Origin of the sequence: Acidianus manzaensis, assembly GCF_002116695.1 — an archaeon.
In the GTDB taxonomy this organism is placed as follows: domain Archaea; phylum Thermoproteota; class Thermoprotei_A; order Sulfolobales; family Sulfolobaceae; genus Acidianus; species Acidianus manzaensis.
In genome coordinates this window covers 388,260-413,143 of record NZ_CP020477.1, presented here as the reverse complement: position 1 = coordinate 413,143, position 24,884 = coordinate 388,260, and the positions used below count along the sequence as shown (strand labels likewise).

The 24,884-nt window shown below is 30.5% G+C and carries 29 protein-coding genes; 8 read left to right on the top strand and 21 right to left on the bottom strand.

The features are described 5' to 3' along the window. Positions 1–32 precede the first annotated feature (32 nt). From B6F84_RS01770 to B6F84_RS01755, 4 genes are read right to left on the bottom strand one after another with little or no spacing between them, the layout of a single operon-like run. Positions 33–1,010: a DHH family phosphoesterase gene (locus B6F84_RS01770; RefSeq protein ID WP_148690631.1), complete on the bottom strand. Its 978-nt coding sequence runs from the start codon at positions 1,008–1,010 to the stop codon at positions 33–35. A gap of 18 nt (positions 1,011–1,028) precedes the next feature. Beyond that, on the bottom strand, positions 1,029–1,649 hold the full coding sequence (locus B6F84_RS01765; RefSeq protein WP_148690630.1) for a cysteine hydrolase family protein: 621 nt from the start codon (positions 1,647–1,649) through the stop codon (positions 1,029–1,031). After that, complete coding sequence (locus tag B6F84_RS01760) at positions 1,646–2,260, bottom strand: endonuclease V (RefSeq protein ID WP_148690629.1); 615 nt, start codon at positions 2,258–2,260, stop codon at positions 1,646–1,648. Before B6F84_RS01760 ends, B6F84_RS01765 begins: the two co-directional genes overlap by 4 nt. Continuing rightward, positions 2,241–2,702, bottom strand: coding sequence for a protein-tyrosine phosphatase family protein (locus tag B6F84_RS01755; protein ID WP_148690628.1), 462 nt, complete (start codon positions 2,700–2,702; stop codon positions 2,241–2,243). Before B6F84_RS01755 ends, B6F84_RS01760 begins: the two co-directional genes overlap by 20 nt. Before the next feature lie 70 nt (positions 2,703–2,772). On the opposite strand from B6F84_RS01755, the gene B6F84_RS01750 reads away from it, so the two are divergent. Then, a complete protein-coding gene (locus B6F84_RS01750) occupies positions 2,773–3,552 on the top strand; it encodes a KaiC domain-containing protein (RefSeq protein WP_148690627.1) in 780 nt (259 codons plus the stop codon). A gap of 72 nt (positions 3,553–3,624) precedes the next feature. Here the strand turns inward: B6F84_RS01750 and nadC are convergent, their stop codons facing one another. The 3 genes from nadC to B6F84_RS01735 are packed head-to-tail and all read right to left on the bottom strand — an operon-like array spanning position 3,625 to position 5,698. Next, on the bottom strand, positions 3,625–4,458 hold the full coding sequence (nadC, locus tag B6F84_RS01745; protein WP_148690626.1) for a carboxylating nicotinate-nucleotide diphosphorylase: 834 nt from the start codon (positions 4,456–4,458) through the stop codon (positions 3,625–3,627). Continuing rightward, positions 4,458–5,024 (bottom strand): GMP synthase subunit A, encoded by a 567-nt coding sequence (locus tag B6F84_RS01740; RefSeq protein ID WP_148690625.1) that lies wholly within the window; start codon positions 5,022–5,024, stop codon positions 4,458–4,460. Before B6F84_RS01740 ends, nadC begins: the two co-directional genes overlap by 1 nt. 23 nt (positions 5,025–5,047) lie before the next feature. After that, positions 5,048–5,698: a DUF3834 domain-containing protein gene (locus tag B6F84_RS01735; protein WP_148690624.1), complete on the bottom strand. Its 651-nt coding sequence runs from the start codon at positions 5,696–5,698 to the stop codon at positions 5,048–5,050. Positions 5,699–5,772: 74 nt separating this feature from the next. Here B6F84_RS01735 and tenA point away from each other — a divergent pair, with 74 nt between their 5' ends. Next, positions 5,773–6,435, top strand: coding sequence for a thiaminase II (gene tenA / locus B6F84_RS01730; RefSeq protein ID WP_148690623.1), 663 nt, complete (start codon positions 5,773–5,775; stop codon positions 6,433–6,435). Here tenA and B6F84_RS01725 read toward each other — a convergent pair. The 4 genes from B6F84_RS01725 to B6F84_RS01710 all read right to left on the bottom strand — a co-directional run bounded on the left by B6F84_RS01725 (position 6,413) and on the right by B6F84_RS01710 (position 9,196). Continuing rightward, on the bottom strand, positions 6,413–7,567 hold the full coding sequence (locus tag B6F84_RS01725; protein ID WP_187152733.1) for a pyridoxal-phosphate-dependent aminotransferase family protein: 1,155 nt from the start codon (positions 7,565–7,567) through the stop codon (positions 6,413–6,415). The genes tenA and B6F84_RS01725 overlap by 23 nt on opposite strands. Before the next feature lie 100 nt (positions 7,568–7,667). Next, entirely contained in the window at positions 7,668–8,015 is a 348-nt protein-coding gene (locus B6F84_RS01720) for a DsrE family protein (RefSeq protein WP_148690622.1), read from the bottom strand. Positions 8,016–8,063: 48 nt separating this feature from the next. Beyond that, positions 8,064–8,420, bottom strand: coding sequence for a NifB/NifX family molybdenum-iron cluster-binding protein (locus B6F84_RS01715; protein ID WP_148690621.1), 357 nt, complete (start codon positions 8,418–8,420; stop codon positions 8,064–8,066). A 32-nt stretch (positions 8,421–8,452) separates the two neighbouring features. Further along, positions 8,453–9,196 carry an exodeoxyribonuclease III gene (locus tag B6F84_RS01710; protein ID WP_148690620.1) on the bottom strand — a complete coding sequence of 248 codons (744 nt, stop codon included), beginning with the start codon at positions 9,194–9,196 and terminating at the stop codon, positions 8,453–8,455. Between the two features lie 436 nt (positions 9,197–9,632). On the opposite strand from B6F84_RS01710, the gene B6F84_RS01705 reads away from it, so the two are divergent. Beyond that, positions 9,633–13,598, top strand: a complete 3,966-nt coding sequence (locus B6F84_RS01705) for a S53 family peptidase (RefSeq protein ID WP_148690619.1) — start codon at positions 9,633–9,635, stop codon at positions 13,596–13,598. Next, positions 13,595–15,517 carry a peptide-N4-asparagine amidase gene (locus tag B6F84_RS01700; RefSeq protein ID WP_148690618.1) on the top strand — a complete coding sequence of 641 codons (1,923 nt, stop codon included), beginning with the start codon at positions 13,595–13,597 and terminating at the stop codon, positions 15,515–15,517. Before B6F84_RS01705 ends, B6F84_RS01700 begins: the two co-directional genes overlap by 4 nt. A gap of 76 nt (positions 15,518–15,593) precedes the next feature. Here B6F84_RS01700 and B6F84_RS01695 read toward each other — a convergent pair whose 3' ends face one another. Continuing rightward, complete coding sequence (locus B6F84_RS01695) at positions 15,594–15,962, bottom strand: hypothetical protein (protein ID WP_148690617.1); 369 nt, start codon at positions 15,960–15,962, stop codon at positions 15,594–15,596. 15 nt (positions 15,963–15,977) lie between these two features. Here B6F84_RS01695 and B6F84_RS01690 point away from each other — a divergent pair, with 15 nt between their 5' ends. Genes B6F84_RS01690 through bluB form a run of 3 tightly spaced genes read left to right on the top strand, consistent with a single transcriptional unit; the run spans position 15,978 to position 18,081 of the window. Then, the gene (locus B6F84_RS01690; protein ID WP_148690616.1) at positions 15,978–16,355 is read left to right on the top strand and encodes a GIY-YIG nuclease family protein; all 378 of its coding nucleotides are present in this window, start codon (positions 15,978–15,980) and stop codon (positions 16,353–16,355) included. Between the two features lie 5 nt (positions 16,356–16,360). Continuing rightward, a complete protein-coding gene (locus B6F84_RS01685) occupies positions 16,361–17,386 on the top strand; it encodes an AIR synthase family protein (RefSeq protein WP_148690615.1) in 1,026 nt (341 codons plus the stop codon). 29 nt (positions 17,387–17,415) lie between these two features. Next, the gene (gene bluB, locus B6F84_RS01680; RefSeq protein ID WP_148690614.1) at positions 17,416–18,081 is read left to right on the top strand and encodes a 5,6-dimethylbenzimidazole synthase; all 666 of its coding nucleotides are present in this window, start codon (positions 17,416–17,418) and stop codon (positions 18,079–18,081) included. Here the strand turns inward: bluB and B6F84_RS01675 are convergent. Genes B6F84_RS01675 through B6F84_RS13795 form a run of 3 tightly spaced genes read right to left on the bottom strand, consistent with a single transcriptional unit; the run spans position 18,071 to position 20,021 of the window. Next, positions 18,071–18,559 carry a 3-isopropylmalate dehydratase small subunit gene (locus tag B6F84_RS01675; RefSeq protein ID WP_148690613.1) on the bottom strand — a complete coding sequence of 163 codons (489 nt, stop codon included), beginning with the start codon at positions 18,557–18,559 and terminating at the stop codon, positions 18,071–18,073. The two genes, bluB and B6F84_RS01675, sit on opposite strands and share 11 nt — an antisense overlap. Further along, a complete protein-coding gene (locus B6F84_RS01670) occupies positions 18,556–19,806 on the bottom strand; it encodes a 3-isopropylmalate dehydratase large subunit (RefSeq protein ID WP_148690612.1) in 1,251 nt (416 codons plus the stop codon). Before B6F84_RS01670 ends, B6F84_RS01675 begins: the two co-directional genes overlap by 4 nt. 38 nt (positions 19,807–19,844) lie before the next feature. Further along, entirely contained in the window at positions 19,845–20,021 is a 177-nt protein-coding gene (locus B6F84_RS13795) for a hypothetical protein (RefSeq protein WP_187152731.1), read from the bottom strand. 256 nt (positions 20,022–20,277) lie between these two features. Between B6F84_RS13795 and B6F84_RS01665 the strand changes: the two genes are divergently transcribed. Beyond that, positions 20,278–21,045: a winged helix-turn-helix transcriptional regulator gene (locus B6F84_RS01665; RefSeq protein ID WP_148690611.1), complete on the top strand. Its 768-nt coding sequence runs from the start codon at positions 20,278–20,280 to the stop codon at positions 21,043–21,045. Here B6F84_RS01665 and hjc read toward each other — a convergent pair. Genes hjc through B6F84_RS01635 form a run of 6 tightly spaced genes read right to left on the bottom strand, consistent with a single transcriptional unit; the run spans position 21,030 to position 24,851 of the window. Beyond that, positions 21,030–21,452, bottom strand: coding sequence for a Holliday junction resolvase Hjc (gene hjc, locus B6F84_RS01660; protein ID WP_148690610.1), 423 nt, complete (start codon positions 21,450–21,452; stop codon positions 21,030–21,032). The two genes, B6F84_RS01665 and hjc, sit on opposite strands and share 16 nt — an antisense overlap. A gap of 45 nt (positions 21,453–21,497) precedes the next feature. After that, positions 21,498–22,610, bottom strand: coding sequence for an ATP-binding cassette domain-containing protein (locus B6F84_RS01655; protein WP_148690609.1), 1,113 nt, complete (start codon positions 22,608–22,610; stop codon positions 21,498–21,500). Beyond that, positions 22,571–23,161, bottom strand: a complete 591-nt coding sequence (locus B6F84_RS01650; protein ID WP_236749005.1) for a hypothetical protein — start codon at positions 23,159–23,161, stop codon at positions 22,571–22,573. Before B6F84_RS01650 ends, B6F84_RS01655 begins: the two co-directional genes overlap by 40 nt. Continuing rightward, entirely contained in the window at positions 23,158–23,700 is a 543-nt protein-coding gene (locus tag B6F84_RS01645) for a hypothetical protein (protein WP_148690608.1), read from the bottom strand. The genes B6F84_RS01650 and B6F84_RS01645 overlap by 4 nt, the downstream gene beginning before the upstream one ends. A gap of 37 nt (positions 23,701–23,737) precedes the next feature. Then, a complete protein-coding gene (locus tag B6F84_RS01640; RefSeq protein ID WP_148690607.1) occupies positions 23,738–23,959 on the bottom strand; it encodes a hypothetical protein in 222 nt (73 codons plus the stop codon). Next, the gene (locus B6F84_RS01635; protein WP_148690606.1) at positions 23,946–24,851 is read right to left on the bottom strand and encodes an NAD-dependent epimerase/dehydratase family protein; all 906 of its coding nucleotides are present in this window, start codon (positions 24,849–24,851) and stop codon (positions 23,946–23,948) included. Before B6F84_RS01635 ends, B6F84_RS01640 begins: the two co-directional genes overlap by 14 nt. Between the last annotated feature and the right edge of the window lie 33 nt (positions 24,852–24,884).

Here is a 24,884-nt window from a genome sequence, read left to right as displayed (position 1 = left end):
TTCTTTGTTTAGTATATAAAGATTTTTTAATACTAATGAGTAGTTATATCTTTTGGTTTATACTCATAAAAACCAACTTGTGTTATTACATTCCTAACAACGTTAGAAACCCATCTATTAGCTGGCGACACAAATCCAATTTTTCTAAGAATTCTATATATTAATGGAATTTTAAGACCTGCTCCGGCAGCTAGTGGATGGCCTCCTCCACCTAATTTGCTCGCAAATCTTCTTACATCAATATATCCGCTTCTAAATGATATTGCCTTTCCGTTAGCAGAAACGAAAACTGAGGCACCTGTTCTTGTCATTAAATATTGTGCGGCATAACTTATATCGGGTGGTCCTTTCCATCTTATTGCTACTACGACTTTTTTACCGTCAATTTCTATTACTCTATAATATTTTGGTAATTTTTGATATCCTTTAAGTTCTGCATCCATCTGATCTTCTAAGATTTTTTGAAATTCATCATTCCAAAGTGTTCCATTATAAAAAATTTCTATTAATTTCTTTTTCCATTCATAATCCTTGTTATTTTCTACTATTCTTCTTAATTTTTCTCCCATAGGATCATTATGTAACCAAATATCTACTGAACAGTCTGCAGATGCTAGTTTTGAAGAGAATTCGTCATCCGGATTCATTATTTTATGTACTACTCCAGCTCCACAAGTAGATACATCATGATAAACTTTTACTCCAGTGTCTGATAATTTAGTTATCCATTCATCTTTCCATACGTGATGGTCAAACCATTGAATTTCTGCACCTTCATTTATTAGTCTTTTACAATTTTCTAAAACTTTACTTAATGTATTTTCATTCATTCCAATATCAGCTATCATTATGCTTTTAACTCCTCTAAGCTCTAGTTTCTCTAATAAATTATGAATTTTAGTAGGTTCTGTAAACCAGATGTTCTTAGGTAGTGACTTTACAGCTCTTGCATATACTGCTGCTGAAGCTGTACCGTCAAAATCATTGTGAACTATTGAATAATAATCCATTTGAATTACTCTTCTCTATTAACTAATAATAAACTTTATTCCTTCAGAAGTTATCACTTTCCCTTTATAAAGAAAATCTACTTGTCTCAGAGATGAATAATAATCAAAGTCAGTTATGGCTGATATGCCATCTTTGACTACTGTAACATTATACCATCTTAAAGCTGCGCTTCCTGCAGTATGAAGTACACAAATGTTAGCTACAGTTCCTGCTAATATAACATTTTTTATATTCTTTACTCTTAAAATATAATCTAAAGGAGTTTCGAAGAAAGCATCGTATCTGTATTTTTTTATTAAAAAATCATCTTTTTCTGGTTTTAATTCATCTATAATTTCTGCACCCCATGTTCCGGCTAACGCGTGTTCTCCCCAAATCTTAAATTCTGGATCGTCTTTCATATGCCAATCTTGAGTATAAATAACCATAGCTGATGCATCTCTAGCTTTATTCAGAAGATTCTTTATAGGTTGTATAGTGTCTTCTGCTTTTGGAACGTATAATTTACCGTTTTTTCTTACAAAATCGTTTTGCATATCAACGATAATTATTGCAGTATCTTTTGGATTGAAAGATAATTCCTTTTCTTCTGGAATATCTGGTACATCAATTTTCATAAAAATATTACCCGAACTCATGTTTTTATCTTTTTCATCTCTTTAGAGAGTTTATCTGCTATTTTTAGTATTTTAGGATATCCTTGAGTAGATAAATCAATACAATCTTGCAAGTCTGTCTTATTTCCTGGACTATAAAAATATCTTCCTGATTTTATTCCAACTTTTTCTCCATTTATTGTGACATATTCTATTCCATTTTCTTCTAAAATTTCTCCAGCTAGTCTAGATTTGGCAACACCTATTGTGGGGATATCCAGTAAAACACCTATAACAGTAGCTATTCCACTTTTTCTAGGATGTGCTAATCCATGACCGTCTACTAAGATTAAGTTGCATTCGTTTTCATATTTTTCTAGACTTTTTATCATTATAGGTGCTTCTCTCATAAACAGAAAGCCAGGGATATATGGAAAATCTACTTTTCCTTTTACAAAATTATATTCGTATTTATCGTTTTTTGCCATTTCTATAGTCTGTTTTACAGCTATAGCATATCCTTCTTCCTTACTATATGCTACATCTACTGCGCAAATAGTATTTACATTTTTTATTCCAAGATGTGAAATCTTTATGTTATTTGCCACTAGTTTTTGAAATAGTTTTAGAAAATTAAGTAGATAATCTTCCATATTTATTACCTATTTTAAATAAAAATTCATGTTGTTGCAAAGTTTGTACTGCTCCTGGTCTGTAATTTCTTACTTCATCTACTGCATCTATCGGATTAAATCCTTCCTTTATGATTAAGTATGCAGCAATTACTGTTCCTGTTCTTCCTATACCACCTACGCAATGTACTAGATTTCCTTTTCCATCTAGCCATTGCATAATTTCTTCAAATTGTGATTCAGTAGGAGGATATCCATCTGGGATAGGTATATGTAGGTACTTTAAATTATTTTCTTCTAATAAAGAGAAATAATATTTAGTATCTCCCCAAGCTTCTTCTATTTCCCAATCTTCTGGCAAGACTAAAACTTTTTTTACTCCCTTATTTTTCCAAGTTTTTATTTCATCTATAGTATAAGGTAATTCTGATCCGCCAATTATATTCTTCCTCACCCAGTACATAAATATCACTTTCAGGAAGATCCGCTGTTCTTCATCTAATTTAATAAGTTTTATTTTCAAATTTAAGCTTATGGAAAGATTATCTACTGGAATTCCAGATTTCGATAAATTAATTGAAGGTGGAATACCTCAAGGCTTCTTTGTAGCGTTAACTGGAGAACCTGGTACTGGTAAAACAATATTCTCTTTGAGTTTTATTGCTGAAGGATTAAAAGAAGGCGATATTTGCATTTATGTAACCACTGAGGAAAGTAGGGATTCAATTATTAGGCAAGCAAAGCAGTTTAACTGGGATCTAGAAAAATACCTAGATAAAAAATTAATTATTATTGATGCATTAATGAAAGAAAAGGAAGATGAATGGTCATTAGAAGAAGTAACGCCAGAAGAGATGGTTAAAAAAGTTATACAAGCAAAACAGAAATTAGGATACGGTAGGGCTAGGCTAGTAATTGATTCAGTCTCAGCTTTCTTCTTAGATAAACCTGCAATGGCAAGGAAGATTAGCTATTATCTTAAAAGAGTATTATATAAATGGAAATTTACGATATTAGCCACTTCTCAGTATGCTATAACTACTTCGCAAGCTTTTGGTTTTGGAATAGAACATGTTGCTGATGGCATAATAAGGTTTAGAAGAGTAATAAAGGACGGAATGTTACATCGTTATATTTTAATTGAAAAAATGAGACAGACAAATCATGACAAATACGTTTGGGAAATAGACATTCAAGAAGGGAAAGGCATTATTATTAAAGGTAAAGTACAAGAAAGAAGAGAAGATTATGCATTACCTAAAAAGGTTACAGACAAGATAAAAGAAGCTAATAAGAATGAGAATGAAATATAATGAAGTTAAAAATTTCTTTTTAAGTCAAAATTTGATAGAAAGTCGCTTGTAAATTTTTATAAAAAATATTAATTAGATTATTTTTTCAACATCCATTGAAAAATCTAAAGCCTTTGAACTATGAGTAATATATCCGCTCGAGATTATATCTACATTAGTTTTTGCATAATCTTTTACATTATCTGGAGTAATCTTTCCAGACGCTTCAAGTATAACTTTATCTTTTAACTCATTTACTATAGGATAAATCTCCTTTGGGCTCATATTATCTAGAAGTATAGCATCTACACCGATTTTATATGCTTTGATAGCGTCTTCATAGCTGGATACTTCTACTTCTATTTTTTGTGTAAAACTAGCTATTTGTTTAGCCATTTTTATAGCCTTTTCTAGATTTCCAATTATAGCAAGATGATTATCTTTTATTAATATAGCACTACTTAAATTATATCTATGAGGATCTCCTCCTCCTACTTCTATAGCATATTTCTCAAAAACTCTTAATCCTGGAGTAGTTTTTCTAGTCCCTGCTATTCTTATACTTGGATTAACCTCCTTAGCTAATTTCACCATTTTGTCAGTAGTTGTAGATATTCCAGAAAGTTTTCCTAAAATGTTGAGAATAATTCTTTCAACTGATAAAGCGCTATCTGCATTTCCTTCAAATATCAGTAAATTATTACCTTTTTCTATCCTACTTCCGTCTTTTATACTTTCATTAATAGAAAAACCTAAATATTGAAGAAAAGGTATGATAAATTTATTTCCAGCTAGTATTCCTTCATCTTTTGATCTAATGTAAGCTCTTATCTTATATCCTTCAACTATCTTGCTTGTAATATCTTCCGGAAAATAATCTTCTTCTAAAAGATTTAGTAACTTATTAATGTATATCTGCTCTATCATTATTTCTTACATATTGATAAGAAGTTCTTAAATATCTCTATTCCATTTTCAGTATTTTTTACTTCTGGATGAAACTGAACTCCATAAATTGAATTATCTTTATTAGCCATAGCTTCTATTTTAGTATTCTTACTACTAGCTAGTACTGTAAATCCAGGTGGAACTTCCTTTACTTCATCATTATGACTTTCCCATGCATCAAATTCATTTTTCAATCCTTGAAGAATAGTATCGTGATTATGAACTTTTATTTTAGCTAATCCAAATTCTGGATTTTCAGCTTTTCCTACACTTCCTCCTAAAACATAAGCTAAAAGCTGATGTCCTAGACAAATACCTAATTTAGGGATTTGTAGTTCCTTTACGTATAAAGGAGAATTTCCCATTTTTCCTATTTCATCTTTTACGGAATATGGTCCTCCGCTAAATATAACGCAATCAAATTTTTTCATATATTCTACATCATTTTTAGGATCTACTACTTCAATATCTGCGCCTAAATACTTTATATTCTTTAAAATAAGATGATTATATTGACCTCCATAATATATTAATGCTATTTTCACATGCTAAGCATTTTTACATTTGATTAAAATACTTTTCTGAACGTGTAAGGAGAATTTAACTTTGATACTAGAAATTCTGAGGATTCTATAATACTCTGGATAAACATTGATGGCCTATATACAGACAAATTATCTGCTAAATATTCAGCAACGTATTCTGCTGTTTCTTCAATATTTTCTTTAAACAAATCGATTCCTTCATTATATATTGAAACGAAATCGCTTTCAATACTATCATTTAAAATATCAGCACCACATATTCCAGGTAAATCAAATCCTTTTTCCCTTAATAGATCCTCTACGTATACTCCTTCTTTCGAAACAGCAGTAGTAACTAAAGCTGAATCAGCTTTACCTTCCTTATATAGTATATATACCTTAGAAGGTTCATCAGTATAAATAATTTCAGATTTATACCCATATAATTTTAAAATTAGATTGAGTAAAATGTCATTTGCGCTCCCTTTTTTCCATACAGCAATTTTGTTACCTATTTTTGGCGTTATAATTAGCATTCTTCTTACTAACACATAATTTGTTTTTTCCAGTAAAGGAATGGCATCTAAACGAACGTCACCAGCAGTGTTGAATTCTATCTTAAAGTCATTTCTTTTCATAGTAGAAGCTATTAAAGGATATGAAACAGGACCTATAGGACTAGAAATAACTATCATAATAAATTTTTTAAATAAGTTAAGTAATGAATTTAACTCTAAATTTTTATTGCCGTAGTATACAAGAAACTAAAATGCTAACAGACAAAATGTGGAATAAAATAAAAGACGTATACGAAGGAATTTTATCTCATCCATTCATAATAGAATTAACAAAAGGTACATTACACGAAGATAAGTTCAAATATTATATTATTCAAGATCATTTATACCTAAGAGAATTCGGAAAAGTTTTAGCCTTGTTATCATCAAAAGCAGAAAAAGAAGAAGATTCACTACTTTTTGCATCTCATCTTAATAGTATAATGAGAGTCGAAAAAGAACTTCACAATTTCTTTCTAAAGGAATGGAAAATTAATATAGAAGATTATGTTCAATCTCCTACAAATATGCTATATACTTCATTTCTAATTTCTACAGCATATAGTAGACCATATTTTGAAGGAGTAGCTTCAGTACTTCCATGTTATTGGATTTATATGAACGTAGGTAAAGAATTAATAAAGATTGGCTCTCCTAATCCACTTTATAATAGATGGATTAATACTTATGGAGGAGAAGAATATGAAAAAGGAGTTATAAAAGTGTTAGAAATTGTTAATTCATTTAAGCTAACAGAAGAACAAGAAAAATGTGCTATAGAAAAATTTAGAATAGCATCTATATTTGAGTATATGTTTTGGGATTCAGCTTATAAATTAGAAAAATTTCCATTTAGCTTAAGAAATCCTGAATAGCCTTTACTCCTTCTCCATAGTTTATAGGCTCACCTAACTTTTTCATTACCCTTTCTAATGCAGAAATAGTAGATATAGCATCGTTTAAGTTAACCCATCCCATATGTCCTATTCTGAAGTATTTACCAGCTAAATCTGGATGAACTCCTGGAGCTAACTCTATACCTTCTTGAGTTATTGCTGAAAGTACGTCATTAGGATTTACCTTAGATACTTTTACTCCAGTAACAGTATTACTATATGCATCTGGTGCTTTGGCTACGATTTCTAATCCCATGCCTTCTAATCCTTTTCTTATTGCAGAAGATACTAATTCATGCCTCTTTATTCTATTTTCTATTCCTTCTGCTTCTATTAGCTCGAAAGCTTTCTTAAGCATTAGAACTAAATGCACTGGAAGGGTAGAGAAATAAGAAGCTTTTCCGTTTTCCATAGATTGCATAACATTAATCCAATTTTTCAGATTAAGATAATATCCTGCAACATTATCGTCCAGATATTTCAGAGCATTTTGAGATAATACTAATAATCCTGCTCCAGGTGGAGTAGCAATTGCTTTCTGACTTGCAGTTAAATAAACATCTATATTCCAATCCTTTGCCTTTACTACTTCTGCTCCTACACTTGATACTCCATCTACTACTATCAGATCTGTGTAATCTCTTATTCTTTTTGAAACTTCTTCTATAGGTTCTCTAATTCCAGTACTAGTTTCTACATGAGTTAAAGTAACTAGTTTTACTTTACCACCTTCTTTTTTAATTTCATCCTCTATTTCTTCAGGTTTAACGTAATATCCTGCTTTGGCTTTAACTGTTTTAACTTCAACTGGATATCTTGAAAATATGCTAGTCCATCTATCTCCGAAAACTCCATTTGAAACCACTAATACTTTATCTCCTTTCTTAAGTAGAGAAGTAACGCTTTCCATTGCAGAAGTTCCACCACCTGGTATAATAAAAGGCTGATAAGATTCATCAGCTCCCATTAATTTTCTTAAGTATTTTAAAGAATAATTCATCGCGTCGACAAAATCTTTAGAAGTAAATCCTATATCTCCTTTAACGCCTGCTAATAATACGTCATAATCTATTGTTTCAGGTCCTACATGCATAAGAATTTTTCTAGTCATTAAATACATGATATAGAGAAAATATAAAAAATATACTTGATTTTTTATTGCCTCAGATTATTTTTATTTCTTCATCTTTCTGAGTGAGCTGAGTACATCATCAGAAGCTTACTACTGAATATCCTTCGTCAATTCTTTTTGCTGTTTCTACTCCTCCCATAACTTCTCTTATTCCATCAAATATTAAATCTTTATTTAATCCCAAATTTTTCAATGAAATTCCGCAATAACTAACATCTATTCCAGCATTTATCATTTCCTCAATAGTTTTTTTCATTTGAGGAGCATTAGCAGAGCATCTTAGTAAAGTTTCTACACCCCTTCCTAAAAACATTAAAGCTACTGTAGCACCAGCATTTTTTCTAGCACCAAGTGCGAAATTCATTGCCATATTTGCTCTATTTATATCATCTTTACCTGCCGTAGAAATGACGAATATTTTTGCCATGCAGTTAATTCTGCCTTATATAAAAAAAGTTTAACTTATGAAAAGTTATTAAAACTCGTGATGATGTTCTTCATGCGTAGGTTTATTAGTTTCCTTTAATTCTCCTCTAATCAATTTTTCTAAAGCTTCATTTACTTGCATATTTTCAGCAATGTATATCTTTGCTTTACCTTGTAATAATCTAACTCCTGGTGAACCTATTTCTGCTACTATAACAGCATTAACTCCTCTATCTAAGGCACTTTTTAACATATGAACGCCTCTAGCAGCCATTGCTTTTAATGCTGGATTTTCATACTTTTCAAGTAATTTTATTTCGTTTCCATTTATTTCATATATATGAACTTCTTCTGCCTCTCCTGGTCCTTCAATCCTGTCATTGGTTACTGGTACTGCTACTTTCATTGAATATCTAATCCGATATCGGATATAAAAAATTAATCTATTTCCAATAATATAGGAGCATGATCTGAACCCATTACTTTTTCGAGAATATCAGCTCTTTTAACTCTTTTTTCTAGAGATTTAGAAACTACGCAGTAATCGATTCTCCATCCTATATTTTTTTCTCTAGCGTGGAATCTATATGACCACCAACTATAATGGCCTCCTTCCTTTACGAATATTCTATATGTATCAGTAAATCCTAATGAAAGGAAATGTGTCATCCATTCTCTTTCTTGGGGAGTAAAGCCAGCGTGATTTACATTATCTTTGGGTCTTGCAATATCTATTTCTTCATGAGCAACATTAAAGTCTCCACAAATTATACAAGGCTTATTAAGGCTTAAAACATATTTTTCAAAGTCCTTATCAAAAGCTAATTTGAAATCTAATCTTTTTAGTTCTTCTCCTGCATTAGGAAAATAAGTATTTATCACATAAAAATCCTGAAATTCTAACGTTATTACTCTTCCTTCATCATCATAAGCGTCAATACCTATTCCATATTTTACTGAAATCGGATTAACTCTAGATAACGTCATAGTTCCACTATATCCTTTCTTCTTTGCAGGAAAAATGTATATTTGATAACCAAGAGTTTGTAAGTCTAACGGGACAGTACTTGATTTAATTTCTTGAAACATGAGAACGTCCGCATTAAATTCCTTTATTATATCCACAAATCCTTTGTTAATTATAGCTTTTAATCCATTCACGTTCCAAGAGATAATTTTCATGATCTAATTTTAGTAGTGAAAGAAAATTTAACCTCACTCACTGAGCAAGTAGGTGAGTTATAGTAACTTATCAAAAATAATATTATTTGAACAATATATTTGTGAAATTTTCTGTAGTTATCTAATAATTTATATTTAAAGAATTACTAATGTTGCTATATATTATTCTTGAATAGTGTATAACATTTACGCATAATTCCTTAATAGAGTTATCTCTTTTCTATAATAAAGTCTATATAAGGAAAAAATATTTTTAAAACATAAGAAGTATAGATTAAATTTATTTTTTATATATATCATTATAGTATTGTTTATTATTTTAGTATATTAAGATCTTTCTATATGCTATCTTTTCGTGAGTTCCTAAATTATATTTAAAATATAATCATGAGAATATAAAGTAATATTTATAAAGTACATTATTGTATCGTATCTTATGAAAAAGTTGTTTGCAATAATAATTTCAATCTTTTTTATATTAGGGATACTTCCTATATTATCTACTGCTCAACAAACTCAACAAACTTATATCTCGCCTAATCTTCAAGGTACGCCAATAACAAAACTAAACCCAAATTCACCTATCTATATTAATATTTTTGCTATGCCAAAGAATATGAATTCGCTTCTGTTTCTAACGCAAGAAATACAAAATGGCCAAGTACATTTAACCAGACAACAAATAATTAATGAATTTGCACCTAAAAGTGAAATACAAAGTATAAGCTCTTACTTACAATCAGAAGGATTCATAATAGTTACTAAAACTCCATTTTCCATAATTGCAGAAGCTCCAGCATATATAGTAAATAACGTTTTTAATACTACACTATATTTATATAAAATTAATAACGAAATTGCGTATAAACCAGAAAACAATCCTGTAATTCCATCTCAATTGCATAATGTAATTATAACTGGATTAACTAACTATACGACTATTAGCCCAGATGTACAACCACAATATTTAATTTTAGGTAAGCTAGTAAATGGAGTTTTAGAACCAGTAAATTCTAGTAAAGCTATGCCATTATCTAGTTTACAATTTGCTTATACTTACTATACACCTAAAGATTTAGAAGGAGCATACAACGTAACTGGTCCAGAAGGTAAAAACGTAACTGTTGCTATAATTGATGCATATGGAGATCCAGAAATTCAACAAGACATTAATACGTTTGATAAACAATTCGATTTACCTCCAGTTAACTTAACTATAGTCCCAATAGGTCCTTATCATCCTCTTTTCGGAGTTCTATTTGGATGGGATGGAGAGACTGCATTAGATGTAGAAGCAGTACATAGTATGGCTCCCTATGCCAATATACAGCTTGTGGTTCCATATTCTGATTCTTTTTCAGCAATACTGCAAGCTATAATCTATATAGTTAGTGGAGATACTGCTCAGATAGTGGATATGAGTTTTGGAGCTCCAGAAAATGAATTTACTACTAGTGGTTTATATGGTTATTTTGAAGGCATATCTTATCCTAATTATCCATTAATAGATTATTACTTTGCTTTGGGTACAGCAGAAGGAATTACATTTGTAGCAGCTTCCGGAGACGAAGGGGCTTATGAGGGAACATATACTACATATGGGGGTGTTGTATTTCCTTCTTCCTCTCCATTTGTTTTATCAGTAGGAGGAACATCTTTATATGCAAACATAACATCTGGATATGTGTCTACTGAGAATTCATCGGCTTTTTATGGTTATGAAACAGCCTGGAGTGTATTACCTCAATATGAGGAATTAGGTACATCTACTGTAGCTTCCGGTGGGGGATATAGTACTTTCTTCCCTGCTCCATACTGGCAAAGATCAATAACAAATTCTATTTTTAGAACTACTCCTGATGTTTCAGCTGATGCCAATCCATATACTGGATTCGTTACTATAGTTGAGGGAGCTCAGGAAATAATAGGAGGAACTAGTTTATCTACTCAATTATGGGGAGGCATGATAGCTGATATAGATTCTTATATTGGTCATTCACTTGGTCTTATTGCTCCAATATTATATTCTATATATAAGAATTCAACATTATATTATGAGGCATTTCATGAAATAACATTAGGATTTAATGGCAAATATTATGCTCACTCAGGTTATAATTTAGTTACCGGAATCGGATCTCCAAATTTGGGAATGTTAGAGAATATAATTGCCAAATATTTATCAACTCACCCCGAGTTACAAATATCCTTAGCTACGTTCGAACCTCAAACAACCATGCCTTGGTATATGTATAATACAACATTTACAATTGTAGCCAATATTAATTATCCTAATGGTAGTACAGTTACTTCTGGTAACTTCTCCGCTTATATTTATACTTTATCAGGATATTTATCAACTGTTAAATTAACATTTAATGGAACATATTGGGTAGGTAATTATACTATTATGCCAGGAGAGACTCCTAATGTATGGACCATAGTAGTTAATGGAACTTCTGGAAAATATTCTGGAATAGCACAAACTGATATAGATGTTGGTGAATCTATAGATATAATAGGACCAGAAGATAGTTATATACCGATAAATAGTGAGTTCGAAATAGAGGCTTGCATATATTATCCTAATGGTACCCCAGTTATACATCAGACATTTAATGCATCATTTGTACATAATGGAAAAACAATATTTGTGTCTAAATTACTACCAGGTTCTACACCAGGCTGTTATCAAGGTATAGGAGGTTTAATATATCCTCAACCACAAGGAACGTATCTAATGTTTATTAGTAATACTTACTCTTCAGCATATGCATGGAATTATTTCGGATTAATAGATTATGGAATTGTTTTTTCTCCTATAAATGACGGCTTTACTTCAGTTTCACCTGGAGAAAATATAACAGTATTAGGTTTTACATATGATATTGACGGATTAGGAATATTTACATCAAGTGACTATGCAGAACTTCTAACTACTAATGGAACCTTAATAGAAAAAGTACCAATGACATTAGCGCCAGATGTTACTCAATTTGGTATATACGATTTATTTGGATACCACGAGGCTAATATTACCATTCCAACTAATATAACTCCAGGATTTTACAAAATTGTGATAGCAGGAGAGCTTAATACATCTACTGGGCCGATGTACGGTAATTTTACAACATTTATATACATATCACCTTCAACACTTAATTATCAAGTAAAAAGCATAACTACAGTGCCGGAAGGAGAATACGTAAAAGTTATGGCAAATATAACATATCAGAATGGTACAGAAGTCAAATTTGGCGAGTTTATTGCAGGATTCGTTCCTACAGAATTAAACTTCAAAGCCATAGAAATAGAGTCTGATACTGGAATTCCACTTCAGTATAATTCAACTCTTGGAGAATGGATAGGAGTTTATCAAATGCCATCAATATTAACAGAGCAGGGCAGTATATATCAAGGAGATCCATTGGACGAGCTAGCAGGTCCTTGGAATATTTTTGTAGTAGGTACTTCAGCTTCTGGCGAGAATGTAATAATATCTCCTTACTACATTACTGTAATGCCTTACACGTATATAGGGAGCATAACTGTTTCACAGAATAACATTACTAAAGTTCCACTAGTTTCGTATAACGGTTCAGCATACATATTACAAGGAGTATATGCGACTTCATTAAAAGTTGACTCTATGGACGCACCATTAATTATAATGAATTCCCAAATAGAATCATTACAAGTAAGTAATTCTATAATAACTGTAGAAGGTTCTAAAATAAATAATATAACTTTAGTCAATTCTGATGCTAATTTAATTCAAGATACCATAGGTAATACAAAAACTGCAGTAACTTTAGATAATAGTAATATAAGTGTAGTGGCAAGCGTGATATATGATTCAGAATATGCATTTAATCAAAGCAATAGTATTATAAAATTAGAAGGAGTATCATATCAGAATGTAATAAATCAATCTACTCTACCTAAACCAGTTATAGTTTCATATTCTCCGCAAAATATTACTACTTCATCTGCTTCAATTTCAGTAAATATTGCTGGTGAAAATCTAAGGGTAACTAGTGTAAGTATAAATAATATTCCAGTAACTTATTCAGTAACTACTACTTCTACTGGAATAGAGGTAGCTATTCCTTTCAATTCGTCTGTTATGGCTCCAGGTCCTTATACTATCACAATAAGTGTTAATGATGGCTTGCAATATACATTGTCTGCTGCTATATATAATTCTTATCAAGATGTAAAACTATCTAGTGATGTTAGTTCTGTTAACTCCACCTTATCGTCTGATTTATCTTCTGTGTCTCATTCATTATCCAGTATTAGTGGTACAGCTTCAGATGGTGAAATATTAGGAATAGTAGGTATAATTATAGGTTTAATTGCAGTTTTTCTCGTATTCTTTAGAAGGGGTGGTAATAAATGAAAAAAATTGTAATAGCTTTATTTTTAATTTTTATGTCTATTAGTATAATTTCATTTAGTTATATTCCTAAAGGAAATTCAGAAAATACTACAATAGCGCAAAGTGTACATCATCCATTATTTTTATCTAATATAACTGTAAGCTCTGATATTCCATTTAATCAAGATCCTTCATACTATAGTTTTGAAGCATATCATATAGTTCCACCAAATGAAACTCCGGTAGTAGTTCATGTAGCTACTAATCTGCTATTTAATGATACCGGACTTGCTCCTTTCTATTTGAAAGTTAATATACCGAAAGGTAACTATAGCTTAGAGCTAATGAATGTAAGCATAAGGGAATTTAATGGTACACAATATGATAGACAAGCTTACATATTTGTTAACGGAGTACCCATATTCTGGGGTTCTACGCAAGAAATTAACAATTCTACTGCAGAAGTTGATGTTACTATGTTTGAAAATCTTTTACAAGGTAATGTTACATTTGAACCAGTAATTCAGAATTATTATGATGCAAAAATAGGAATAACAGGATTATATCAACTAAATATAACATTATATCTGTATCCTGGACCTAAACCTGAAGGATTACCTAACGAGTTCGTACCATTATTTGTAAACTGTACTACTGAAAAAATAGACTATAATTATTCTTACGTTATATTATCTCCTTCTTTATCTTCTATAACTAGAAGCTATGTAATACCTAATGGAACATATAGAATGGACGCATTAATATGGGAGGAAGGGGGAGGAGTAGATGAATTCTGGTATGCTAATGAACCTGCAACTAGGAGTATTCTCATGTATTATAATGGAAAGTTAGCTAGTGTGATAAATCCTTATGAGACAATATATACTGGAGGAATCAATTTATTCTACTGGAAACCATTAACCTCAATTAATACATTATCATTCCATGCACCATATATTGCTGAACTAACTCCATTATTAGCACTAGGTAATCAAGCTAATATAACGGTGACAGTAACTAATATGATACCTGGATCAGCCTGGGATATAGCTGGTGTATTAATGTTGTGGGTAAATCAAAGTAATCCACTAATAAGCGGGCATCTAATTATTCAAAAAACTAATTTTATGGACTCAGGGCCAATGTATATACCCAGTTATTTAGGAGAATATTATCTTGAGAATGGACATTATACTATACAGTATGACTCACAACTTAACTTTAAATATGGAACAGAGATTTCTAACGTTTCACAATCTGGTACTTTTATAGCTAGACAAGAATTTAATAATGTATTTGAATATGCGTATTTAGACGAAAGTTTTACAGATAAGGCTTTAGATACTGGTATATATAATGCTTCACTCGATATACATGGAAATTATCCAATAACAATGTATTTAGACGCTATTGCATTTCCAATAACTAATCCTAATGTAATTCCTTATAATCTGACTTATGAGCAGAATGGCACTATATCATTAGGATTAACTTATAATTTTGATTGGATTTATGGTAATTATTCTCATGAAGTTAACGTTAATGAAAGCTTATACTCCATTGGAGGATTTTCAGGAATACTTGAAATAATTAATCGATATGGCGGTGCTGTACTAGTTTCCATTTCATCAAATAATGCAGAAACATTTAAGAATTTAAAAGCAACATGGCTAGTTGATGGCTCAGGATTTACGGAAAAATTCTCTGCAGGAGCCTTACAGAACAGTACTGTGAATTTCAATGGTTACTATATTTACATAAAAGAGAGTTTTACTAAAATAGATCCACCCATAACTCATAGTATGTCAAGAAATACAAATACTGAGCAATCTTTATTAATAAATAATCTGCCGATAAGTAAATTGAAGATTCACGATATTTATCATTACAAATTGTATACAATAATGAGAGCTCCTTTAGGCTATTTTGTTAGATTTTAAGTTATATTCTTTTTTTATATATATTAAAATTTACAAGATATATTGATAAATGATTAGTTTTTAAATTGAATATTATTTAAATATTGTTATCTTCTTCGTCTTCACCTAAATCTGATAATTCATCTGAAAGTTCTTCTTCACCTTTATCACTAGATGAGGGAGAAGAGGAGGCTTTTCTTTCATAGCTTTTTCTTGATTTTTCTTCCATACTTATATATTCTTTTGACGCTTCGTTTAACGCATAACCTAATCTATTATATAGTAATGCAGCTTCAGCTTGCGATAGTTGGAATCCTACTCTATTGTTTCCATCATCAATTACTAAAAGGAATTTAGCTTCTTGAGGAAATCCCTTGTCATTTATACTAGCATCATCAATAAGTAATTCTAGAGCTTTCGGTTTACCATTCTTCTGAAATCTAGGAACTCTTAATATTCTTTTCATGTTTAAATGTTTAGTGTGAATAAATATAAAGGCTATCTGGTCTTCTTTTTTTGCGAAGACCACAGTATAATGATGAGATCAAAAAAATTTGTTATAAAAAAGGGATATTATGCGTATGTAGGTTCTTGTAGTAAGAATTGTTCTAAAAGAGTATCTAGGCATCTTTCTAATAAGAAAGAGAGATTACATTGGCATATTGATTACTTATCTACAGTGTGTCAACCTTTATCTGTTATTGTACTTCCTAAAGGAGAAAAAGAAATAGCTAAACAACTTGCTAGTTTTCCTGGTGTAAAAAACTTTGGTAATACAGATGATAAATCAGTATATACTCATTTATTTAATGTAGAAATAAATGATATAATAAAATTATTAAGAAGTAAAGAACTATAAAACACATGTTAGGTAAGATAGGAAAGAAAACTTTTGATGAAATAATATATCCTCATTTAGGGAAAATTCATTCAGAAGTTATAATACCTCCAATGAATGGAGTAGATACAGGAGCTATTCAAATAGATCAAAATAGAGTTATGGTAGTTAAAACAGATCCAGTATTTATAGTTCCTCAATTTGGTTTTGAGAAAGCATCATGGTTTGCAGTACATATTTTAGCTAGCGATGTAATGACTTCTGGAATACCTCCAAAGTACGCTATGATTGATTTGAATTTGCCTCCAGAAATGACTGATGAAGAATTTAGTCAAATGTGGATAGGTATAGATAAAGCATTAAAAGAAATAGACGTAATGGTTACTGCAGGTCATACTGGAAGATATGAAGGAATATCCTATCCAATGTTAGGAGGATTTTCTATGATAGGAATTGGAGATCTTAATAAATTAGGTTCACCAAAAAAGGTAAAAGAAGGAGATTTAGTGATAGTAACAAAAGGTCCAGCAATAGAGGCTACTGGTCTTTTAACAAATCTGTATCCAGAATATTTTAAACAAAAACTTTCGTCTGAAGTATTCCAAGAAGCGTATAATACATATTGGAAAATGTCTTGTTGGAAAGATGGATTAATAGCAAGTAATATAGGAATTCATATGATGCACGATGCAACAGAAGGAGGATTATGGAATGCGTTAGTAGAAGTAGCTGAGGCTAGTAGAAAAAGGTTAGTAATCTTTGAAGATAAACTATTTATTAACAAGGCAGTAAAAGAAGTTACATCATTAGTAAATATAGATCCGTTTATTTCAATAAGCGAAGGTACGATGATTATTATAACTGATAATCCAACAGTAAAAGACGAGTTAAATAAAGCTGGTATTGAAGCAGAAATTATAGGAAAAGTAGAAAAAGAAAGCTCAGAAGGAGAAGCAATATTAAAAACTTCTACAGGAGAAAAAAGGATAGAAAAACCTAGCGAAGATCCATTCTGGAGAGCGTTTTTTGATTTGCAGAAAAAAGCAAGTTAGTCTTTTTATCTTTTGGACACTCTATCCATATGGACTTATATGAAGCAATAAAAGGTAGAAGAGATATAAGAAGCTATTTTAGACCAGATCCTATTCCAGACAATGTATTAGCTAAAATCTTGCTAGCTGCTCATTTAGGCCCATCAGTAGGGTATTCACAACCATGGAATTTTATTATTATTAAAGATATAGAAATAAAGAAGAAAATAAAAGAAGAAGTTGAAAAACAGAGAGAAAGATATAGACAATTATTAGATGAAGAAAGAAGAAAACTATTTGATACAATAAAAATAGAAGGAATTATGGAATCTTCAGTAAATATAGTTGTTACTTGTGATCCAAATAGATTCGGTCCTCATGTTTTAGGAAGAATAACAATGCCAGAAACTTGCCAATACAGTACAGTTCTTGCAATTGAAAACTTATGGCTGGCAGCTAGAGCTGAAAATATCGGAGTGGGTTGGATAAGTTTTTTAGATAAAAATGTAGTAAAGAACTTATTATCTATTCCTGACAATATAGAATTTATTGCTTATTTAGCTCTCGGTTATGTGACTTCGTTTCCAGAGAAACCAGAATTAGAAGAAAGAGGATGGAATAAAAGACTTCCGTTATCATCAGTTATATTTGAAAATAGATGGGGAAACAAACCTAATGATAAACTGAAAAAAGAATTAGATGAAGTTAAGATTTAATTTGATTTAAGTATTCCATTATTCCTCCAGCTTTAAGTATATCTAAAGCCATTCCACTTATTCCTTTTCCTTGCAATTTCTTTTTACCATTTACTTCAATTTCTCCTGTCTCTACATTTATTTTTACTGTATCTCCTTCATTAATTTCTTCAGGAGCTTTGGGTAAGGTAATTAATGGTAAACCATTATTTATACAGTTTCTATAGAATATTCTGGCAAAACTTTCTGCTATTACTGCTTTTACTCCAGCTGCTTTTAGCGCAATAGCTGCTTGCTCTCTAGATGATCCCATTCCAAAAACTTTTCCTGCAACAATCACTATTCCTTTTGACGCTTTCTTATAAAATTCAGGATCTAATGGTTCCATAGCATGCTGTGCTAAATATTGAGGGTCAGTGTATTTTAAATATCTAGCTGGAATTATAATATCTGTATCTATTTTATCTCCAAATTTCATTACTGGGCCTTCTACTATCATTGCTCAACACCTCTTGGGTCTGTTATTTTACCATTTAAAGCTGATGCTGCAGCAACTGCGGGACCGGACAAGTATACTTTAGATTCATTACTTCCCATTCTACCTCTAAAGTTTCTTGAGCTAGTAGATACTATAGTTTCTCCTGGGCCAGCTACGCCAAAATGACCTCCTAAACAAGGTCCGCATGTACCATATGTAACTATACATCCAGCATTAACTAACGTTTCTATATAACCTAAGTCCATAGCTTTTTTGAACATTTCATAAGATGCTGGAATTGCTATGCATCTAGCTTTAACTTTCTTTCCTTTCAAGATTTTTGCTGCAATTTCAAAATCACTTATTCTTCCATTTGTGCATGAACCTATGTAAACTTGATCTACTGGAGTTCCTTCAACTTCGTTTACGACTTTTACGTTATCTACACTGTATGGAGCTGCAACTAATGGTTCTAATTTATTTAATTCTATGGTATATTCGTCAGAGTATTTTGCTCCTTGATCTGGTGTAACTAGTTGTGGCTCGTATCCTCTCATTGTTTTTATATAATTTTTAGTTTCTGAATCTGGAACAAACATTAGAGCATCAGCATTCATTTCTATTCCCATATTTGACGTAGTTGCTCTATAATCCATAGGATATGCTGATGGATTTTCTACGTGAACTTCTATAGACATTCCATTAAAGTAATCTGCTTTGAAGTCTCCTAGTAATTTTAATGCCACATCTTTTCCTGTAATCCATTTTGCTGGAGTTCCTTTCAATTCTACTTTAAATGATGAAGGTACTACTATCCAAGTTTTTCCAGTTATTGCAGCTGCTGCAATATCTGAGGCTCCCATGCCTTGAGCAAATGCTCCTACTGCACCTGATGTAGTAGTATGACTATCTGCTGCTACTATTACTTGCCCAGGTAAGGCATATTTTTCTACTAGAACTTCATGTAATATTCCGAAATTTATATCATGGAAATTTGGTAGATTTAGTTTATTTACAAATTTTCTTATATATCCTTGTATTTCTGCGCTTCTTATATCTGGTGGAGGAGCTAAATGATCAAATGCTATAACTATTTTATTTTTATCAAAAACTTTTTCCATTCCTGCTTTTTCCATTACTTCTATTACGTGGTATCCTGTTAGGTCATGAAATGCTACGATATCGGTTTTTATTTCTACAACATCTCCAGCCGATACGTCTTTACCAGCTGCTCTGCTTAAGATTTTTTCGGTAAGTGTTTGAGGCATAGTTCTACATAGAGGTAGAAGAAAATAAACTTTAATTTTTATAAGGTTCGATTTTCGGATTTTTTAACATTATTAACTACGAGATAACCTTTTCCTATTTCATAAGATACGAAAATATAACCACAATTAGGACAACTCTTTGTTACTTTATTTCCCTCTTTAGTTAATTTCTCTTCTACAACTTTATTGCATACAGGACAATGATGCCTAGCCATATCTATCTACTTCTAAGAAAATGCTATTAAGTAATTATCCATAGTATTACTAGTTAGTAGTAAGCATTTACTTTAGATATCTCTAAGTCACTTTTTATCAAGATCAATTTCGAAAAAGGCAATTAAAAAGTAATTATATATTCATTTATGGTCAAAACATATACATTAAGTATTTGAATTTTAGAGGAAAATTGAGGAAAGTTGCTAAAAAACTTTCTAACTAAAGTGTATATACTTATTATCATAAGTATTAACTATGGATGAAATAAACAAAAAAATATTATTTTACATGCTAAAAGATTATAGAATATCCCAAAGAACTATAGCCAAGAATCTTGGATTATCTTCTCCAGCTATAAACTATAGGGTAGATAAATTGCTTACTGATAAAGTAATAAAGAAAGTTTCTCTTTATATAAATCCTAATTTTTATCAGAAATATCACGCTTACGTAGCTTTTAAGAATTTAAAGGACTGGAATGGAGAATATATTTTTAAGATAAATTGCTTAGAGCATACAAATATTTATGAAATAGAAGGAGATAATATTGAAGATTTACAGAATAAAATTGATGTAATGACTAAAATTTTAGGTACTCCAAGAATGTTGTACATACCAAAGCAGACACTATATTCTCCGTCTAATTTTGACTATAAGTTAGTATCAATTTTAAAAGAAGATCCAATGCTAGAAGTTATGGACATAGCTGATAAAATGAAAGTATCAACTAAAACGATTAGAAGGCATTTAAGGTATTTATTTAACAAAAATTATGTAAGGCTAATTCCAGAAATTGATCTAAATAAAGCTGAATTATTTGTGTATGCTATATTTACTAATAAAGTTGAGATAGGAAAGAAATTCTTCTCCTCCACTATGTTTAGAGAAATAAGTGATGAAAGCGCAGGAATATTTGTTAACGTAGCAAATAATTTAGAAGAAGTAAAAACTATGTATAACAAATTTAGGGAATTCGACGAAGACGCGGATTTGATGATCGCTACTAACTATGAAGTAGCTTGAGTTTCAAAAACTAATCTATTATGGAATATTTTTTCAATAAACATATCTAATGGTATGCAATTATCCTTTCTGACTTCTATAGATTCTCTATTATCTGGATTTACTTCGTACACCATCCAACCTCCTTCTTTTCCTTTAAATTTTACAGCAATTATTGGTATGCCTTTCATTGGAAACATCAATAGAAAATCTATAATTTTACAAATTTGAATTTTTTCTATTTTAACTTTACTATTCCAAGTAGATTTAACTTCAATAGACAGAAGAATATTGTTTTGTGTAGCGAACACGTCTGGTAAAGGATTAGGTGAAGTATTAGAAGTTGGAATTCTTACAGCGTTAAATCCTTTACTTTTTAGGATCTTAACTAGTTCTCTTTCTGCATTCCTACCTATGTTTTTATTCACAATAAATCCTATTTAATGAGTAGTATAAATAAGAGTATTGACTAATCAATTTAATTTTATTATTTTATCGCAAATTCCAATCAGATCTTCATCATGTGTAGCAATTATTATCCCTCTCTTCTCTTGTCTTAACAATTTAATCATTTCGTAGAACGAGATTAAAGATTCTCCATCCATTCCTACACTAGGTTCATCTAATGCAATTACTTTATATTTTGATGCAAAAGCTGATGCTATTAATACTCTCATCTTTTGACCATAACTTAATACATAAGGGCTCTTATCTGCCTTATCTTTTAGTTTAAAAAGCTCTAGAACATTATCATCTTTTATTTCTTCTGCTACTGTATTATGGAAAAATTGTAAATCAGGATTTTGAAATATTACGTAAATTTTTCCAACTAATTGTTTTAAAGTGGTCGTTTTTCCTGATCCATTTTTCCCTACTAGGCATAATATTTCCTTTTCCCTAACTCTTATACTAACTTTACTGGTTTCAGCTTCAAATATAATATTTCCAAGTTCAATTTGTTCTTTTTCTAGCTTAAATCCCCTTAATCCTTTTGAAATTAAGAAATGTTCGTCATATAATTTGTCTTTATCTATTTCTCTAATTTTTCCCTCGTCAATTAAATAGGCTCTATCTATTATGTCTCTTATTTCTTTAGTCCTATGTTCAGCTATTAGTGAACCTTTGGGTAAAATTTCTTTTACATCATTGATAGCCTGATAATCTAAATTAGCAAAAGGCTCATCCAATAAAATATATCTAGGATTAGAGGCTAAAATTGTGGAAATAACAAATCTTCTTTTATATCCATCAGATAATTTTAAGAATTCAGTTGTATAATAATTTCCCATTATTTTTTTAACTGTTTCCTCATTTATATTATGAAATTTTCTCATTAATTCAACTTCTTCTTTAGCGGATTCAGCTAAAATTTGGGAATATGGATCTTGAAGAACAACTGATAAAAGACTATAATCTTTTTCTTCGCAAAAATCTTGATTATCTATATAAATTTTAGTGGAGTTTTGGCATAAAACTGAATTTATTAAAGTAGTTTTTCCACTACCGTTTTTTCCAAGTAAACCCACTATTTCATCTTTTTCTATCTCTAAATTACCCATGGGAAATGAAGAGTTAATGATAAGCATAGAGTAATCACACCTATTCCAACAAGAAATAAATCTTCTTTGTTAGGTCTATAATTTTTCTTTCCAGAATACTTTCCAAAGAGTTTTACAGAATACGCTATATACAGGTTTTCCGCTACTCTTATTAGTTCTACAATAATCGGTTTTGATAACTTTATAATGTTAAATCCAATTTTTCTTGCTCTTGCATAAAAAGCAACTTCAGTAGAAAGCTGATAAAAATAAGGATAATATGCTAATGCTACTACTATTGGTACTCCTTTTTCTCCAAAAAGATCAAGTATAGTAGATTTATCAACAATTCCAGATAAAATAAAATATAAGTTAATGAAAACTAAAGCCCTAATTGTAAAAATGTATAAATCTAATCTATGCGTATAAAAAAGGATGAAATATGATATAATAGAAATTAATATTTCTACAAGAAAAATAAGCTTTCTTTTAGCTATCATAATAATACTTACAACCATTGGTATTAATCCAGAAGATAAATAAGTAGATAATAAAATTAAACTAGAAAAAATCAAAGAATACAAAAAACTAGTCTTCACTTTAATATCCCCGATTTTATTAAATATGATCCGATATAATAGGAAATAACACCCATTATTGCAGATTCTACGAAATATATTACAGTAAATACTCCTAATAAGGGATAAGTAAATGTAGACAAATTAGCAGGCACCATTAGAACTCCAAATACTACACTAAAAACTCCAGCTAACCCTCCAGCTAATGTGGTATTAATGAGAACTGCTTTAAATCCTCTATATCCTATAATTCTAGATACTCCTTCTACAACTACTCCAGCAACAAGAAATGTTGGAAGAAGGAAAATCAGTCCTGAAATCCCATATAACACCGCACTTATACCTAAAATAAGTAATGGGCCATATTTCAGATTTATTGCTTGTAATCCAATAGATGCTATTATAAGTGGAATTGTAAGAGTTACAATTGGGTCAGTAAATACGCTAATTGCATAAGCCCCTATACCTAACGCTAAGCCTGCAGCTACAGCATAAGAAGCAACAGCAAATATTGCTGCATAAATTACTTCTCTTCTACTAATTCTTGGTTGTTTAGACATAAGTTAATTTTTACGTTAAGAATTAAAGAAATTTTCCCTACTTTTCTCTTGAACTAAATATCATTATATATCCCATATATGCTATATAAACAAAAAAGATTGTTATTATAGCGAAATTAATTACTTTGATAATTATTGGGGATATATCTGAGTTTCCTAAATAAATATGAAAACCAAGAAAGAATATTCCAAAAGAAATTCCTATAACTCCTATAGCTAACAAGATAAGTAAAAAACCAATTATTTTATACTTTAGCAAGTATATCCCTCACTGCTAATCTTATTGCGTCCTTTGAAGAATATTTAGGTAACCATCCTAAAACTTTAATCTTTGACGTATCTAATAGCATAAATCTTACATCTCCTTTCCATCCTCTACCTTCTCCTTCGTCAGCATAAATATGTTTAGGCTTTAAGTTCATTTCCTCTTCCACAATGTTAGCTATTTCATCTACTGTTATCCAATCATCATTACCAACATTAAAATAATCATATATTCCTTTGAAGTTATTTACTAGGAGTAAGGTTGCATTTATTAAATCTGTAATATAGATATAGCTTTTTCTTTGTTTTCCGTTTCCTAAAATTTCTAACGTATTACTATTTTTCTTAAGCTTATTAATAAAATCTATTACAACTCCATGAGATACTCTACCTCCAGTTATGTTAGCAAGTCTTAATGAAATTCCCCTAATTCCATAATTCTTAGCATAAAACTCTACCATATTTTCTCCTAACTGTTTAAATAATCCATAATTAGAAATAGGCTTTATTTCGCTTGTCTCATTAGTAGGAAACTTATCGCTCTCTCCATACACTGTTGATGAAGAGAAGAATACTACTTCTTTAGCATCATACTTTCTAGCCATTTCTAATACATTCAAGGTAATTTTAACATCTCTTTCAAAATGTTCATTAATATCAATCATTGAAGTTCTAACGTCAGGATTTGCTGCTAAGTGGAATATTATACTATCTTTAGGAATTTCTGGATACCCTTTTCTTAAATCAAATTTAACTACTTTAGATTTAGGATTAATATAATTACCATAAGAAAAGTCATCTATACTTATGACTTCTTCATTATTTGAGACCAGAGAATCAATCAAATGTCCTCCTATATATCCAGCTCCTCCAGTTACTACGTTCATAACTTCATACTAATTAATTATATTTTTAAAATA